A 16,579-nucleotide genomic window follows, 5' to 3' on the forward strand; every position below is an offset into this window, starting at 1 on the left:
CCGACCTCTCCTGGCCAATAAGCAAGAAAGCCCGCCATGGCGGGCTTTCTGCGTTTTATCGAACCACGTTGTCAAACCATGTTATCAATCCACGCGACAGCCCATGCCCTCGAGCAGCGGGGCCAGCTCCCTGGCTCCTTCGCGCAACTCGACCTCGAGGGTGGCTAATTCACGCCGCGGCGGATAATCGGCCCGGCAGGCATCGAAACCGGCGGCCATACCGCGCTGGCGCGATTCGCGATACAGCGAATCGTGATCGCGGCGCACGTCATAGACCGCACGCAGGCAGCGCCTCAACGCGTCCTCAGGCTCCAGGCCACCATCCAGCACCAGCCTGGGCACAGGCGGTGCCGGCAGCAGTGAATCCAGCGTCAGCCGTGCCGGCAGCCCCAGGTAACGACAGAGCGCCGCATAGACCTGATGGGAGCCGCGCAGCTTGCCGTCCATGCTGTACCCGGCAATATGGGGGGTGGCGATCTCGACCAGATCACGCAGCGCGGCATCGATTTTCGGCTCCGATTCCCAGACGTCCAGCACCGCACTGATGTCCCCCAGCCCGGTCAGGCGCTGGCGCAGGGCCAACCCATCGACACAGTCGCCACGCCCGGCGTTAAGCAGTACCGTGCCCGGTTCTAGCCGCGCAATCCGCTGGGCATCGAACAGATGACGGGTGGCGTGGGGTCCCTCGCGCACCAGCGGCGTATGCAGGCACAGCACGTCGCACTCGTCGATCAGGGTATCGAGGTCGACAAAATGCGGCACGCCCGCCTCGGCACCCTCCGCCTCGGCCCGGGGCGGGTCGCAGGCCAGGCACTCGATACCCATGGCCGCCAGACGCTTGCGCAGCCGCTCGCCCACGTTGCCGACCCCGACGATACCCACGCGGCGCTCGGACAGCTGCCAGCCCTGTCGCTCGGCCAGGGTCAGCAGGCTGCTCAGCACGTAGTCCACCACTGCTTCGGCATTGCATCCGGGCGCGCTGGCAAAGCTGACTCCGTGGCGAGCCAAGGCCCGCGTATCCACAGGGTCGGTGCCGATGGTACAGGTGCCGACGAAGCGGAGCCGTGACTTGCCGCTCATGGCCGCATCCACCACCGCCTCATCGATACGGGTGATCGAGCGCACCACCACGACATCGGCATCACGCAGTGCCGCAGCGTCGATCTCGCGCCCCGGCAGGCGAATCAACTCGCCCAGTTCGCCGAAACAGGCGTCGGCGGCGGGCACGTTGGCATCGACCACAATTCTCACGAAAACTCTCCTTGATACGGTACTTGTCCAGTCTGCTCGAACCCTTACAATACCGCCACCTGACATTGGCACGCCGCTACCCGGCGGCGCCCGACTTGCTGGAGCCTTCGTGATCATTCGCTGGGAAAGTGACCATGACTATGTACTGGTGCATATCCACCAGGACATGTTCGGCGACTGGATCTTCAGCCGCGCCTGGGGACAGATCGGCACCCAGTTCGGTGGCTTGAAACATATACTCGCCGAGGATCATGGCCAGGCCATGATGTGGCTGGGTGATGAGACCACCATTCAGGCCTCACGCGGCCTACGCAAGGTGCTGGAAGTAGAGGCCGAGAGCGCCGAGGGGCAAGCAGCGGTCCGGCAGCTCTCACTGCTGGATTCTCTATAGTTTTCCTTGGGCAAGGTTGCTTTCATTTATCCAGAATTGAAGAACGTCCTGCAACTCCTCGCTGACCTGCGCCACCTGACTCGCATGCTGGTGCAGGTCTTCACTGCTTCCGCCTGGCTTGAGCAGCAGCGCCTCCTGAGCAAGCTGGCCATAGCTGGCGTGAAGGCTGGCGATCCGCTTCATCTTCGGTGTTAATCCAGCCTGGCCTCGCTCCCGGCAGGACAGCCACACTCCCAGGCGACATTGGTTGCAGTTTGCCTCTGGGGGTTCGGATTGTGCGCCTCTCAGATAGTTCAGCACGCCTGCGGCACAGGCGCGATGATCGACCATGGCATAAATGGCCTGTCGTTCCTCAGGCAGGGCACATTGTCGTTGCCGCCAGGATTCATCGGGACGCCAGGTCTGTAGCCAATCCGGAATCGCGTCTGCGGGCATGGGGCGGGCTATGGCATAGCCCTGGCCCAACTCATAGCCCATCGCCAGCAGCATGCGCCCGTGCAGCAGTGTCTCCACGCCTTCGGCAATGATGCCCCGACGGAAGGCAACGGCCAACCCAAGCACGGCCTCTAGCATCGTCAGATCCGCAGGGTTATCGAGCATATCGCGAACGAAGCTGCGGTCTATCTTCAACACGCTGGCGGGAAAGTGCCGTAGATACGATAGCGAGGAATATCCGGTGCCGAAGTCATCCAGCGCGAATGCAACGCCAAATGCGCGGCATGAGCTCATTACGCTTGCCACATGGGGAATATCTTCCAACGCATTGGTTTCGAGCACCTCCAGCTCCAGATCGCCGGGCCCAAGACTGGGGTGGCACTCGACTTCGGCACGCAGGCGCTCGACGAAATCGCCCTGCTGGATCTGAATGGCATCGATATTGATGCTGACCGGTAGCCTGATGCCCGCGTCGACCCAAGCATCGAATTGACTCAGCGCCTCGGCCAGCACCCACTCACCCAGGACGATGGCGAGAGGATGTTGCTGGATGGCCGGCAGGAAGGAGGCTGGAGCCAGGAGGCCACGCTCCGGGTGCTGCCAGCGAATCAGCGCTTCGACACCGAGGACCTCGCCGGTGGCCATGTTGACCTTGGGTTGGTAGTAGAGCACGAACTCGTCATCGGCCAGGGCCTGGCGCATGCGTTCGACACTTTCATGATGTCCGCGCACCGCGCGGTCGTGTTCGGCATCGAAAATATGAAAGCGATTCTTGCCCGCCTGCTTGGCCTGATACATGGCCTGGTCCGCCTGGCGAATCAACTGCTCGGGCTCGATTTCGTCTTCGGGAGAGAAATGAACCACGCCGATGCTGCCCGAGACCTGCAGCAAGGTCTCTTCGATGTCGATGGGTTCGGCGATATGGCGCAAGAGCCGAACGATCAGGCCACTCACAGTCACCACATCCCTCTGCTCCGGGAATACGATGATGAACTCGTCGCCTCCCAGGCGGGCCACCGTATCAGCCTCACGGAGGGCCGACGTCAGGCGCTCGGCAATGGTCACCAGCACCCTGTCGCCAACGTCGTGACCGAGCCGGTCGTTGATCTCCTTGAAGCCGTCCAGGTCGATGTACGCCAATGACACCTTGCATCCGCTGCGCCGCGCCGCCAGCATCGCCTGGCGCAGCCTGTCGGCCAGCAGGATTCGGTTCGGCAGTCCGGTCAGGCCGTCGAAGAACGCCATGCTCTCGAGCTGACGCTCATGCTCCTTCTGGCGGCTGATGTCGGTGAACACGGCCACGAAGTGAGAAGTCTGGCCTTGCTTGTCGCAGACCTTCGATATGGTGAGCAGTTCGGGGTAGTTTTCGCCGTTCTTGCGCCGGTTCCAGAGCTCTCCTTCCCAGGCGCCCTTCTCCAGCAGCTCCTTCCACAGCGCCCGATAGAAGCCCACTTCCTGATGGCCCGACTGCAGGAGACGCGGGTTCTTGCCCATGACCTCATCGCGCTGGTAACCGGTGATACGCGTGAAGGCCTCGTTGACTTCGATGATATCGCCCTTGGCATCGGTAATGACGATGCCCTCCCGCGCATGCCGAAATACGCTGGCGGCCAACTCCAGTTCCGCTGTCTTGCGCGATACCAGCTGGCGAAGCCTGACGTTCCAGGCCACGACCATGGCAACCAGCAGTGCCAGGCCCGCCGCGTAAGGCCAGTACGCCTGCCAGGCAAAGGACCTGCCCGGCAGCTCGGCCCCCACCCACTTCTCGTGCAACCGGTCGAGCGTGCCACTGGCGCGGGCATGGTCGACCCCCTTGTCCAGGATCGACTGGAGCAGATGATTCCCTTCTGCCACCGCCATGGCGTTGAGTCCGACATACAGCGGCTCGCCCACCCGCTTCATGAGTTCGTGCAGACCGTTGCTGTAGAGGTAATAGAGCACGATCTGCTCGTCGCCGACCATGGCATCGGCGCTGCCCTCTATCACCGCCTGTGCCGCACTGGCGAAGTCGTCTGTCTCGACCAGCTCGAAATCGAGATCGAGCGTGGCGAGAAACTCCTTGGCGTAGTCACTGCGCTGCGTAGCCACGCGCTTGCCATCGAGGTCCGACACCATAGCGATATCGGGCCGCTGCGTGGCGACGAAGATTGAGGCTGGAACCTCGAAAACGGTCTGAGTGAAGTCGAACTGCTGGTCTCGGGCTTCGCTGTAGAAAAAGCTGGTAAGGACATGGGCATCCCCACTCAGTACACGCTGCTGCGCCTGCTGGAAGACGGTGTCGGTGAATTCGGCATGAAAGCCGGCCTCGGTAGCTATCCACTGAGCCAGTTCCACCATCATGCCGCGACGCTGCTGGTTGGCGTCGATGAATTCGAAGGGGGGGTAGCGGGTCTGACTGACGAAGACGATGGGTTCGTTCTGCTCCAGGAAGAGCCGCTCTTCCTCGGTTAGCAATATCCCGCCGGGTTCCGCAGCGCTCGGCACCGTGTACACAAGCGACAGTAGCAAAATAGAGCCCAGAGCAATGTACTGCCACCGCCTTGGTTGCGGTGCATCCATTTCAAGCCCCCCTGAGCGTTCGAACCCATCCTTCGCAACTGTTGATATAACAATAACGTTATAGAAGTGATACCACCGAGAAACAGTACCGTGATTACGCTGCGTCAACGTAGCCGACTCAGAGGAGATAGCGCCGCCCCGCGGGCCGCGGGCCAGACGGCTTTCGCTCCTCCTCCCGTGGCTCGGACTCGCCCGCATTCAGACGCTGCCAGGCGGCCTCATCCAGCCAGTGCCGCTCGGCCAGCCACGCCGCCAGGCGCGGCGGCTCGAAGCCGCGGTCGAGTTCCTCCCCCGCCTCGTCCGCCAGCACCGGTATGCGCACCCCGTAGCGTTCGATGAGGGCCTCATCGTCGCTGATCTCGATCTTCTCGAGGTTGTAATCACTTTGCAACAGCAGGGCCAGCAGAGACTCCTGCCGCTCGCAGAGATGGCAGCCCAGGGTGGTGTAGAGCCTAAGTCGAATCATGCATCCTCCCGGTGGCGAATCAGGTAGCAATGATGCAGGTCGGGACGCCGCTGGAAATCCGGGTCGAAGGTCTTTGCCGAAATCTCCTGCACCGCATAGCGCTCGGCCATTTCCGGGTCTAGCTGGAAGCGACGCTGATTGTTGGAGAACACCAGGGTACCGCCAGGGGCCAGGCGCGCCATGGCCAGCTCCAATAGCCGACCATGGTCACGCTGCACGTCCAGGGTACCGCCCATCTTCTTGGAGTTGGAGAAGGTGGGCGGGTCGAGGAAGATCAGGTCGAACTGCGCCCTGGCGGTCTCCAGCCAGCGCAGGCAGTCGTCGCGTACCACCCGGTGCCTCGCCGGATCAAGCCCGTTCAAGGCAAAGTTGTCCCGCGCCCACTCCAGGTAGGTATTGGAGAGGTCGACGCTGATGCTGTCCGAAGCGCCGCCCGCCTCCTCGGTGCCCAGAGCCGCCTGAACCGTGGCCACGGCGGTATAGCAGAACAGGTTGAGAAAGCGCGTGCCGGGCGCCATCTCGGCCAGCATGCGCCGCACCGGACGGTGGTCGAGAAACAGGCCGGTATCGAGATAGTCACGCAGATTGACCCACAGCCGGGCACGCCCCTCGCGCACCTGGAAGCGCTCCCCGGTGCTGGCCTGCTTGCGATACTGCTCCTTGCCACTCTGCTTCTCGCGGCGCTTGATCACCACCCGACTCGAGTCGATGCCCAGCACCTCGGGAATCACCTGCAGGGCATCGAAGAGACGCTTCTGGGCCTGGTCGGCATTCACCGAGCGGGGTGGCGCATATTCCTGTACGTGGGCCCGGTCGTCATAGACATCGATGGCCAGGGCATACTCCGGCATGTCGGCGTCATAGAGCCGGTAACAGGTCTCTCCGGACTGCTTGAGCCACTTTTTCAACCGCTTGCGGTTCTTCTCCAGACGGTTGGCGAACATCTGCGCCCCTTCGCTGCGCGCCGGCCCTTCCGCTTTCACCGGACTTTCCGCGCCGGCAGCCGGCGTCACGTTCATCAACAGCAGCTTGGCATCGAGCGGCCCGTTCTTCAGCGAGTACTGCTTGTCGGCCCTCAGCCCGATGCGATGGCCAAGATCGGGGTTGCCGGTAAAGACGGCCAGCCGCCAGCCGGGGAATGCGCGGCGCACCCCCTCGCCCAGTTCGGCATAGAGCGCCACCAGCTCGGGCAGTTCCCCCAGGCGCTCCCCATAGGGAGGGTTGGCGATCACCAGCCCCCGCGCCGCCTCATCGAGCTCGTCGGGCCGCTGGAGCTGTTCCAGCGAGGCGCCCTTGAAGGTGACAAGGGCCGGAATACCGGCTCGCATGGCATTGGCCTTGGCCGCGGCCAGCGCCGGTGGGCTCTGGTCAAACCCGAACAAGCGATTGCGACAGCGCTTGCGGCCGATGCTGGCACGCGCTTCCGCCTCGCGCTTGAGCTCTGCCCACAGAATCTCGTCGTGCTGCGCCCAGCCGTGAAAGCCAAAGCGTACCCGGCTCAGGCTGGGGGCCATGTCGGCGGCCATCAGCGCCGCTTCGATCAGCAGGGTGCCGGCACCGCAGAGGGGATCCACCAGGTGTTCACCGGCACGCAGGCGCTCCTGCCATCCTGCCCGCAGCAGCAGGGCAGCGGCGAGGTTCTCCTTCAGCGGCGCATGGCCCACGTCACGACGGTAGCCACGACGATGCAGGCTCTCTCCGGAGAGATCCACGCCAAGCGTCAATCGACCGCGATGAAGGTTGGCATAGAGGCGAAGGTCCGGGTCCTTCAGGTCGATGTCGGGCCGCGGCCTTCCCGCCGTCTGCAGGGCATCGACCAGACCGTCCTTGACGGTCTGGGCACCGAAGCGGGTATGGCGGACCTGCTCGGAGCGGCCATGGAAATCCACCGCCAGCGAGGCACCGGCTCGCAGGTGGCGGGTCCAGTCCACGGTGGTGACCGCCTGGCGCAACGAATCGGGGCTCTCGATCCCCTCCTCGCGTACCAGGCAGAGCACGATGCGATTGGCCAGGCGCGACCAGAGGCAGGCACGATAGGCGGCTGCCAGGTCGCCCTGGAAGTGGACGCCTGCCACGGTGGTCTTGATCGGCTCGGCCCCCAGGGCACGCAGCTCGTCGGCCAGCAGCTCTTCGAGCCCCTTGGGGCAAGTGGCCAGGAAGGCATGGAGTTCAGTTTGGAGTGACTCGCTCATGGTGTCGTTCCCGCCCCTCGGGTCGGGCATGTTCCTTTTGTTACAAAATTGAGTCCGGCTTTTGACGAAAGATAGGTCGACAATGACACCCGAAATGCGCTAAGACTAGTCCTAGTAGCTACTGTAAGGATGCATGCGTTCTCTTGGCGAGTCCTGTTTGGACTTGCACCCATTCGCTCTGCCGTTTCACACGGTTATGCGGGCGGTGGAACGTCGGGTCGTACATGTCGTGCGCCCCAAATTGGTACCTTTACGAGAGGTCATCCGATGAAAAGACAGAAACGTGATCGCTTCCAGCGCGCCTACCTCCATGGCTACAAGGCAGGCATTTCCGGGCGCTCCCGCGACGACTGTCCCAGTCAGGATGTCAATATACGTGAATACTGGATGAGTGGTTGGCGTGAAGGACGTGGGGATCAATGGGCCGGTATGACCGGCGTCTCCGGCATTCACAAGAACCCCATGGTGTTGTAACGCATTTCCCACCCAATCAACCGTCCCTTGCCGCCCATCCTAGGCGGTAACGACACAAGCCCGTGAGTCGCATCACGGGCTTTCTTGTATCCGCCTCTTGTCTTTTCAGCCCCGCGCCGTCTTGAGCGCCTTGGCACACTCCCCGACCAGGGCCGGGCCACGATAGATAAAGCCCGAATAGAGCTGGACCAGATCGGCACCGGACGCCACCTTGGCCATGGCCGCCTCACCGCTGTCGATTCCCCCAACGCCGACGATGGGCATCTCGGGCAGGTGGCGGCGCAGCTCGCGAATGACGGCGTTGGAGGGCTCGAACACGGGCCGCCCCGATAACCCACCCTGCTCGTCGGCATGCGCCAGCCCGGCGACGGCGTCCCGCGACACGGTGGTGTTGGTGGCGATCACCGCATCGATGCCATTGGCCGAAATACTGGCGGCGACCATCCCCACTTCCTCTGGCGTCATGTCCGGCGCGATCTTGACCGCCAGAGGTACCCGACGTCCCGCCTGCTGATCCAGCCGGCTGCCGGCTTCGCGCAGGGTGCCCAGCAAGGCATCCAGGTGCTCGCCGAACTGAAGGTTGCGCAGCCCCGGCGTGTTGGGCGACGAAATGTTGACGGTCACGTAGTGGGCGTGGGCATGGGCCTTTTCCAGGCAAACCAGGTAGTCGTCCACGGCCTGCTCCACCGGGGTAGTCAGGTTCTTGCCGATATTGATGCCGATGACGCCATCGAAGCGGCTCTTCTTCACCTGGGCCACCAGGTGGTCGATCCCGGCATTGTTGAAGCCCATGCGATTGATGATCGCCGCCTGCTCCGGCAGGCGAAACAGGCGAGGCTTCGGGTTACCCTCCTGGGGTCGCGGCGTCACGGTGCCCACCTCGACGAAGCCGAACCCCAGTGCGCCCAGAGCATCGAGGTGATCGGCGTTCTTGTCCAGCCCCGCCGCCAACCCCACCCGGTTGGGAAACCTTAGCCCCATCAGCTCCACCGGATCGTCGACCCGCGCCCCACCCAATCGTGCGGCCAGCTTCAGGCGATGCGCCAGGTCCAGGGCAGAGAGTGCGTACCCGTGTGCGGTTTCGGCATCGAGTCGAAACAGGATCGAACGGGCAAGCGCATACATGGGCATCTCCAGGGGTCTAGGACGACAGGTCAAGGACAACAGGCGGGCGCGATTATAGCAGCGCTGCCCGCCCATGACGACGAACCCCGCCGTAGCGGGGTTCGTTGCCTTGATGACGAGCCAGGCTTGAAGGTGACAGCCTGAGCGGCCGGGCCGGTCAGCTCTCGCCGTTGCTCTCCGCCAGGTCGACCAGCTCACGGACCGCCACGGCAAACAGCGGGAAACTGGCCTGGCTGCCTCCGCTGCGAACTTCGGCGATCAAACGACACCAGCGTTCATGCAGGGAACTGTGCATCTGCAGCCAGTTGTCGACCCGCTCCTCCGGTTCGCGCCCATCCTCCGATTTCAGCACGCTGACCGTCAGCGCCAGCTGCTGCCGGTCGATATCGTCGCGGAAGGTTTCGCGTGCCTGGGCCTGCCAGCTGTCTCCCACCTCGAGATTGGTCACCTGCTGGATCATCCATGGAAGCTCCAGCCGGCTGCCAACTTCATAGAACACTTCGGCGACACGCTGCGGCTTCTCATCGCTTTGACGTGCTGCCTGTATGACGCCCAGTGCCCCGTACAGGCTGCCTGCTGCCGCCACGCTACAGGCCAGTCCTTCCGGCACACCCGCCTCGATCAGCTCGTCACGCTTGCGCTCCCAGCGCTCATGCTCTTCACCGCGGAGCAGCTCGCCGATGCTTTCCTGAAGCTGTGCCACCCGGGGGGCAAAGTACTCGATGGCATCCCGAGTGGAGAGCCCCAGCCGCTGGCGAAGGAACCAGCGGGTGGTACGACGGATCAGCCGCATCAGGTCGAGCATCATGGAGTACTGGATGTCGCTCGGTATCTGGTTGTCCAGGGCCTCGATCTGCTCCCAGGTGTCAGCCAGCTGGAAGCTGTCCCGGGCGACGATATAGGCACGGGCGACATCGGCACGGCTGGCCCCGGTGGAGTCGATCAGGCGACGCACGAAGACGATGCCCATGTGATCGACCAGGTCGTTGGCCACCTGGGTCGTGACGATCTCGCGCTTCAAGCGGTGATCGTACATCTCGTCCCGGAAGCGCTCGACCAGGACCGGTGGGAAGATCCGCTCCAGATACTGCTGGATATAGGGGTCGTCGGGCACGTCGGAGGCGAGCACGGCGCCCTTGAGCACGCTCTTCGAGTAGGAGATCAGTACCGAGAGCTCCGGCAGCGTCATGCCCTGCTCGGTAGTGGCACGCTCCTGGATCGTCTCGTCGACCGGCAGGAACTCCAGCTCCCGATCCAGATGCCCCTGGGCTTCCAGCTCGCTGATGAAGCGACGATAGGGCCCGATACCGTATTGAGAGAGCATCTGTGATAGGTAGATCGCCTGGGTCTGGCGATAGTTGTCGAGAATCACCAGGTCGGCGACCTCCTCGGTCATGTCCGCGAGCAGCTGGTTGCGCTGCTTGTCGGTCATGTCACCACGCTTGACCACTTCATCGATGAGGATCTTGATGTTGACCTCATGATCCGAGCAGTTCACCCCGCCGGCATTGTCGATGAAGTCCGTGAAGACCTTCACGCCATTTTCGGCGGCTTCCATGCGCCCGCGCTGGGTCAGGCCCAGGTTGCCGCCCTCGCCGACCACGCGACACCTCAGTTCCCGACCATTGATTCGCAGCGAATCGTTGGCCTTGTCGCCAACCTCGGTATCGGTCTCGCCGCTCGCCTTCACGTAAGTGCCGATCCCGCCGTTCCACAGCAGGTCGACCGGCGATCGCAGCATGGCGCGAAGCAGGTCGTTGGGCGAGAGCCGGTCCTCGGTGATGCCGAAGACGTCCTTCATCTGTGGCGTTATCGCGATCGACTTGGCGCTGCGCTTGAAGATCCCGCCGCCTTCGGAAATCAGGCCGGCATCGAAATCCTCCCAGCTCGAACGCGGCATGGCGAAGAGTCGCTGACGCTCGGCGAAGGTGGCCGCGGCATCCGGATTGGGGTCGACGAAGATATGCAGGTGGTTGAACGCACCCACCAGGCGGATCTTGTCGGACAGCAACATGCCATTGCCGAAGACATCGCCGGCCATGTCACCGATACCAAGTACGCTGAACTCCTCCCGCTGGGTATCCAGCCCCAGGCTGCGGAAGTGGCGCTTCACCGACTCCCAGGCGCCACGGGCGGTGATGCCCATCTTCTTGTGGTCGTAGCCGTTGGCACCGCCGGAGGCAAAGGCGTCGCCCAGCCAGTGGCCGTATTCGGCGGAGATCTCGTTGGCGATATCGGAGAAGGTCGCAGTGCCCTTGTCGGCCGCCACCACCAGGTAGGCGTCGTCGTCGTCGTGACGCACCACGTCCCTGGGCGGCACCACCTCGCTGCCCACCCGGTTGTCGGTGATATCGAGCAGGGCACGGATGAAGGTCTTGTAGCAGGCGATGCCCTCCTGCTGGAGGGTGTCGCGATCGGCACCCTCGGGCATGCGCTTGCAGACGAAGCCGCCCTTGGCCCCCACCGGGACGATCACGGCATTCTTGACCTGCTGGGCTTTCACCAGCCCCAGCACCTCGGTGCGATAATCCTCATGTCGATCGGACCAGCGAAGACCACCCCGGGCCACCTTGCCGCCGCGCAGGTGGACCCCTTCCACCCGCGGCGAGCAGACGAAGATCTCAAAGGCCGGGCATGGCTTTGGTATGCCGGTAATCTGCCGGGGATCGAGCTTGTAGGCGATGTAATCCTTTTCACGCCCCTCGGTGCTGCGCTGATAATAGTTGGTCCGCAGCGTTGCCTGGATCAACTCCATGTAGCGCCGCAGCAGCTGGTCGTCGTTGAGACTGGCCACACCGTCGAGATGGCGGACGATACGCTCGATGCACGCATTCACCTCCTCCTCGTCGGGACGATGAGCCGGATCGAAGCGCAGCGCGAAGAGCCTGACCAGTTCACGGGTAATCTCCGGATGATTGGCCAGGGTCGCCGCGATGTAGTCCTGGGACATGCCGAAGCGAATCTGCTTCAAATAGCGTGCGTAGGTGCGCAGCATCGCCACCTCGCGCCAATCCAGATTGGCCACGATAATCAGGCGGTTGAACGAGTCATTCTCTGCTTCACCGACCCAGATTCGCCGAAAAGCCTCGATGAAAGGCTCACGCATCTGCTGCAGGCTGACCTCGGTGCTGGTGTGGTGTTCGAGGTCGAAGTCATGCAGTAGGTAGCGCACCTCCGGGGTATCAATTTCATAGGGACGCTCGCCAATCACGCGCAGCCCCAGATTCTCCATCACCGGCAGCACGTCGGAGAGCGGAATCGGGCGGTCACGCTGGAAAAGCTTGAGATTGACACCGCTGCCCTCCTCCTCGACCAGACGGTAGAGCGAGAGCGCCAGTGGCTCACCCTCATCCAGCTCGAACAGATGCTGCATATCGAAGACGGCCGTGCGGCAACCAAAATCTTCCCGATAGCTGACGGGAAAGGCATCGCGGAAGCGCTCCATCAGCTCATTGGCCTGCTCCTCGCCGAAGCCCTCGACCATCGCCTCCTGCAGCTCATCGCGCCAGCTACGCGCCAACTGAGCCACCTTGGACTCGAGGCGCTTGAGGTTGACCTCCCGGGGCACGTCGCTGTTGAAACGCAGGATGAACTGGATTCGGGCCAGCACCGACTCGGAGAGATAGGTGTTGAAATCCCCGAAAGTGGCGTCGAGCTCCTCGCAGAGCATCTGCTGGATGCGCAGGCGCAGGTCCGTGGAGAATACATCCCTCGGCACGAAGACCAGACAGGAGTGGAAGCGGCCCGAGAGGTCGGTACGCACGAAGATGCGCACCCGACGGCGCTCGCGTATGTCGAGGATGCCCAGCGCCGTCCTGGCCAGCTCCTGGGTCTCGATCTGGAACAGGTCGTCACGCGGATAGACTTCCAGGATCTGCAGCAGCTGCTTGCCGTTGTGACCCTTGGGGTTGAAACCAGCGATATCCATTACCGCCTTGAGCTTGCGCCGCAGAAGCGGAATGTTGCGCGGCGACTCATTGTAGACGGTAGAAGTGAACAGCCCCAGGAAGCGATGCTCGCCGATGACCCGGCCCTGGTCGTCGTAACGATCGACGGAGATATAGTCCGGGTAGGTCGGCCGATGCACACGGGCATGGTGGGCACTCTTGGCGAACGACAGCAGTTGGGGCACCAGCACGAAGCGATTGCCCTCGACGCCCAGTTCCGTACGGATGCGCTCCTGGTAGCGCGGCAGGTCGAGACGAAACACACCCAGCTCACTGCCGGAGACCCTGACCAGGCGATCTCCACCGGCGCCGGATTCGATGGTGTACTCGTCATAGCCCAGGAAGGTGAAGTTGTCTCGTACCAGCCACTCGAGGAACGCAATGGCTTCTTCGTGATCGCCGGGATCAACCTGATCGGGACAGCGGTCCTGTAGTTCCGCAATGGCACCACGCGCCCGACCGCTCATCGCCTCGTAATCACCCACGGCGATGCGCACGTCGCGCAGTACATCGTGCAGCGCGTTCTCGATATCGGCCAGCATGGCTGGGGTCGAGTGACGGTCGATCTCTATGGCGATCAGGGATTCACGATGGTCGGGGGCCTGTTCTTCCCGTGGGGAGCAGACCCGCTTCAACTTGTGTCCGGCGTCCCGCTCCACCGCCATCACGGCATTATGGATGGCATGCACGGTGAGGCCACGACGGTTGAGTTCGATGCGCACCGAGTCGACAAGAAACGGCATATCCTCATGCAGGACGGCAACGAAGGTGTGTGACGACTGCCAGCCGTGCTCTTCAAAGTCGGGGTTGAAGACCCGCACCTTGGGCGAAGCAGGGTCATGCTGCTGGATGAAGTGCCAGACCGACAGGGTGGCACCATAGAGATCGTCCAGCCGACGATCGGCCAGGTCCTCCAGCGGTACCGTAGCGTAGAAATAGCGGGCGAAGGCTTCCACCTCTTCGGCCCGCTCCTTCTCCAGACGGTTATCCAGGCGCTCACGCAGTTGCTTGAGAATATCCTGCCTGCCTGTCTCGATCGTCTCGTATTGCATCCCTCACCTCGGCTGCCTGGAGCCGTAGCATTACGGCCCTGGGGTAGATTCACCGCGGCCAACTGGCCTCGTGGTGCCAAGCTTACTGCAGCCCCGGCGCGTACCCTACTGACTTGCCAGCCTTCTCATGGTGCATGTCGCTTGGGCATCGCCATATGACGATCTGCTACTTGACTTTCCCGAGAGAAAAGAATTTCACAGACCGCTTCAGGTGGCGTGTCGCTCCAGTAATACGCCGCATTCGCAGTGATGGGTCCAGGGAAACTGGTCGAACAGCGCAAAACGCGTGACCCTGTGCGTGCGGCATAGCGTTTCCAGATTCCGCGCCAATGTATCGGGGCTGCATGAAATATAGACGATACGGGGATACTCGCTCAGTTGCCGGCAGCTCGCGTCGTCGAGGCCTGCCCGGGGAGGGTCCACCAGGACCGTGGCGAAGTCGAATGTCTCCAGCCCCATCTCCGCCACCCGGCGCCCACCCTTCTCCCCCTTGAGCGCCTCGGCAAACTCCTCCGCGGACATCCGCCCGATCACCGCATTGTCGATGCCATTGGCCGACAGGTTTTCCCGGGCGCTGGCCACCGAGGTGCGCGAAATTTCAGTGGCCAGCACGCGGCGAAAGTTCTCCGCCAGCGCAACGGTGAAGTTGCCGTTGCCGCAATAGAGTTCGACCAGGTCGTGATCCTGGCTCCCGCGGGTCACCTCACGGGCCCAGGCCAGCATGGCGCGACAGATCTCGGCGTTGGGCTGGGTGAAGCTGTTTTCCACCTGCTGGTAGACGAAGGCACGCCCGTCCACGTCCAGGCGCTCCCACACGTGGTCGCGCTCGAGCACCAGCCGCTGCTTGCGCGAGCGGCCGATGATGAAGATGCCCAACTGGGACTGAAGCGCTCGCGCTTCGCTCTCCCAGGCCTCATCCAGCGGCCGGTGATAGACCAGGCAACCCAGACCAGCGCCGACAGCATGCAAAGTTATCAGGCTGCAACGGCTTCCCTCGAGAGAGAAGTCAGCGCACTGGCCCACAGCGCCGGCGGTGCTGATCGGCCGCCGTGCGGTCATTGAGGCCCGCATCGAGGAATTGGGCCTGCCGGTGAAGCCCGGTGTCGATTTCGAGCTGATTGACGCGCAGGAGTCTCCCGACTGCACCGAACTGGCGAACGATACGCTCGCGCTTGGCCTCGAGCTGCTGGTCATAGCGCGCGGGATCGACAACGGGAAGGGACACGGCAACTCCTGTCGTGGGCGTGGCAAGGAACAAAGTATCAATCGAGGGATAGCAGCTGCGGCGCGTCGAAGCCAAACGCCTCGAGGGCCCGGCTCAGGCGACTATCCAGGGCAGTGGCAAAGCTGCGGTCACGCTCCCCGCGAGGCGCAGGGCAAGTGATCACCTGGGCCGTCCGGCGCGCGATGGCCTCGCCGGAGTCGATCATGCGCACCCCGAGGGGTGCCGCCTCGGCAATATAGGCGCCAAGCAGGGGAAAGTGTGTGCAGCCAAGTACCACCGTGTCCAGATCCTCGGCTGCCCAAAGCGGTGCCGTAGCGTCGTGGACAATGCGCCGATCCGGCGTCTCGCCCGCCAGCAGCCGTTCCGCCTGGCCCACCAGGGCATCGGCCGCCACGCGGGTGACCCGGCAGTCGGCGGCGAACTCCCGGATCAAGCGATCGGTATAGGGTCGGGACACCGTCGCACTGGTGGCGAGCAGGCCGATGTGTCGACTGCGACTCGACGCTGCGGCGGGCTTGATGGCCGGCACTGTGCCCACGACAGGCACCGCAAGCCGGTCGCGCAACGCATCGAGTGCCAGGGTGCTGGCCGTATTGCAGGCCAGCACCAGCACACTACAGCCACTGGCCGCCACCGCGGCACTGCAGACCGACAGGATGCGCGTCACCAGCCAGTCATCTGGCCGCGTGCCGTAGGGCATCATGGCATTGTCGCAGGCGTAGGCCAGGGCGGCATTCGGCAGCCGGCGGCGCATCGGTGCAATGACCGACAGGCCGCCGACGCCGGAGTCGAAGATCAGTATTGGGCCGGACATGGGAAATAGGCCAACATGTGGGGGTCGCTCGGCTGCTGTGAGGCGCTTATTCTAGCAGCAAGCGGGACAGGCTCCCATCCGGCCCAAGCCGTCAGGTGGCCGGCTCGGGCATCTCCCGCAGTTCGGCATAGAGCTCGGGGTAGGCGGCCTGCAGCCGCTCAAGCTGAGCGGCTGCACCGTCGGGCAATGCTTCCGCCAGTCGCTCCAGGTCCTCATCGTTGAAATGCTCGCGAATCAGCGGGAAGAGCAGCTCCCGCTCGTCACGCAGATAGGCCCGATGCGCATCGAGGTAGGCCTTCAGGTCCCCGGCGAAGCGATCCATGGGCACCACGGCATCCATCAGGATCATGTCGATATCGCTGGACAGCCGTAACAGGCGCTGGCGCAAGGCCTGATAGTCGCTGGACAGGCGCTCGGTCAGGGCCCCGCTCTCAGGAGCCAGGACATTGAGACGCTCGGTGCAGACTCGCTCCAGCGGAACTGTAAATCCTTCCATGTAGTCGAGTATGTAGTCGACAACCTCCCGGACCAGTTGGAAATTGGGTCGTTCGCCGGATGCAAGGGCCTTCTGCTTTAGCTGAAGGACGTGCAACATGCGCGCCATATTGGCATGATCCTGACGCAGCTGGGTCAGCATGGGCATGTCGA

11 protein-coding genes and 1 pseudogene are annotated in these 16,579 nt (G+C 63.1%); 2 read left to right on the top strand and 10 right to left on the bottom strand.

Annotated elements, in window-relative coordinates:
• Positions 1-84: 84 nt before the first annotated feature.
• Positions 85-1,251 carry a 4-phosphoerythronate dehydrogenase PdxB gene (gene pdxB / locus LOKO_RS13095; RefSeq protein ID WP_066450167.1) on the bottom strand — a complete coding sequence of 389 codons (1,167 nt, stop codon included), beginning with the start codon at positions 1,249-1,251 and terminating at the stop codon, positions 85-87.
• 109 nt (positions 1,252-1,360) lie between these two features.
• On the opposite strand from pdxB, the gene LOKO_RS13100 reads away from it, so the two are divergent.
• Complete coding sequence (locus LOKO_RS13100) at positions 1,361-1,642, top strand: hypothetical protein (protein ID WP_066450170.1); 282 nt, start codon at positions 1,361-1,363, stop codon at positions 1,640-1,642.
• Here the strand turns inward: LOKO_RS13100 and LOKO_RS13105 are convergent.
• From LOKO_RS13105 to rlmKL, 3 genes are all read right to left on the bottom strand, one after another.
• Positions 1,637-4,531: an EAL domain-containing protein gene (locus LOKO_RS13105; protein ID WP_066450183.1), complete on the bottom strand. Its 2,895-nt coding sequence runs from the start codon at positions 4,529-4,531 to the stop codon at positions 1,637-1,639. The genes LOKO_RS13100 and LOKO_RS13105 overlap by 6 nt on opposite strands.
• A gap of 223 nt (positions 4,532-4,754) precedes the next feature.
• The gene (locus tag LOKO_RS13110) at positions 4,755-5,102 is read right to left on the bottom strand and encodes a glutaredoxin family protein (protein WP_066450185.1); all 348 of its coding nucleotides are present in this window, start codon (positions 5,100-5,102) and stop codon (positions 4,755-4,757) included.
• A complete protein-coding gene (rlmKL, locus tag LOKO_RS13115) occupies positions 5,099-7,294 on the bottom strand; it encodes a bifunctional 23S rRNA (guanine(2069)-N(7))-methyltransferase RlmK/23S rRNA (guanine(2445)-N(2))-methyltransferase RlmL (RefSeq protein ID WP_066450187.1) in 2,196 nt (731 codons plus the stop codon). The genes LOKO_RS13110 and rlmKL overlap by 4 nt, the downstream gene beginning before the upstream one ends.
• A 267-nt stretch (positions 7,295-7,561) precedes the next feature.
• Between rlmKL and rmf the strand changes: the two genes are divergently transcribed.
• A complete protein-coding gene (rmf, locus tag LOKO_RS13120; protein WP_043516906.1) occupies positions 7,562-7,768 on the top strand; it encodes a ribosome modulation factor in 207 nt (68 codons plus the stop codon).
• Positions 7,769-7,873: 105 nt separating this feature from the next.
• Here rmf and LOKO_RS13125 read toward each other — a convergent pair whose 3' ends face one another.
• From LOKO_RS13125 to LOKO_RS13150, 6 genes and pseudogenes are all read right to left on the bottom strand, one after another.
• On the bottom strand, positions 7,874-8,893 hold the full coding sequence (locus LOKO_RS13125) for a quinone-dependent dihydroorotate dehydrogenase (RefSeq protein WP_066450191.1): 1,020 nt from the start codon (positions 8,891-8,893) through the stop codon (positions 7,874-7,876).
• Positions 8,894-9,050: 157 nt separating this feature from the next.
• Positions 9,051-13,892: an NAD-glutamate dehydrogenase gene (locus LOKO_RS13130; protein ID WP_066450194.1), complete on the bottom strand. Its 4,842-nt coding sequence runs from the start codon at positions 13,890-13,892 to the stop codon at positions 9,051-9,053.
• A 207-nt stretch (positions 13,893-14,099) separates the two neighbouring features.
• A pseudogene (gene trmA, locus LOKO_RS13135) lies at positions 14,100-14,834 on the bottom strand (tRNA (uridine(54)-C5)-methyltransferase TrmA); the annotation flags it as partial.
• A gap of 64 nt (positions 14,835-14,898) precedes the next feature.
• A complete protein-coding gene (locus tag LOKO_RS19675; RefSeq protein ID WP_066450197.1) occupies positions 14,899-15,117 on the bottom strand; it encodes a hypothetical protein in 219 nt (72 codons plus the stop codon).
• A gap of 37 nt (positions 15,118-15,154) precedes the next feature.
• On the bottom strand, positions 15,155-15,931 hold the full coding sequence (murI, locus tag LOKO_RS13145; RefSeq protein ID WP_066450199.1) for a glutamate racemase: 777 nt from the start codon (positions 15,929-15,931) through the stop codon (positions 15,155-15,157).
• A gap of 91 nt (positions 15,932-16,022) precedes the next feature.
• On the bottom strand, positions 16,023-16,568 hold the full coding sequence (locus LOKO_RS13150; protein WP_066452352.1) for a hemerythrin domain-containing protein: 546 nt from the start codon (positions 16,566-16,568) through the stop codon (positions 16,023-16,025).
• Positions 16,569-16,579 lie beyond the last annotated feature (11 nt).

Source organism: Halomonas chromatireducens (genome assembly GCF_001545155.1).
Lineage (GTDB): Bacteria > Pseudomonadota > Gammaproteobacteria > Pseudomonadales > Halomonadaceae > Halomonas > Halomonas chromatireducens.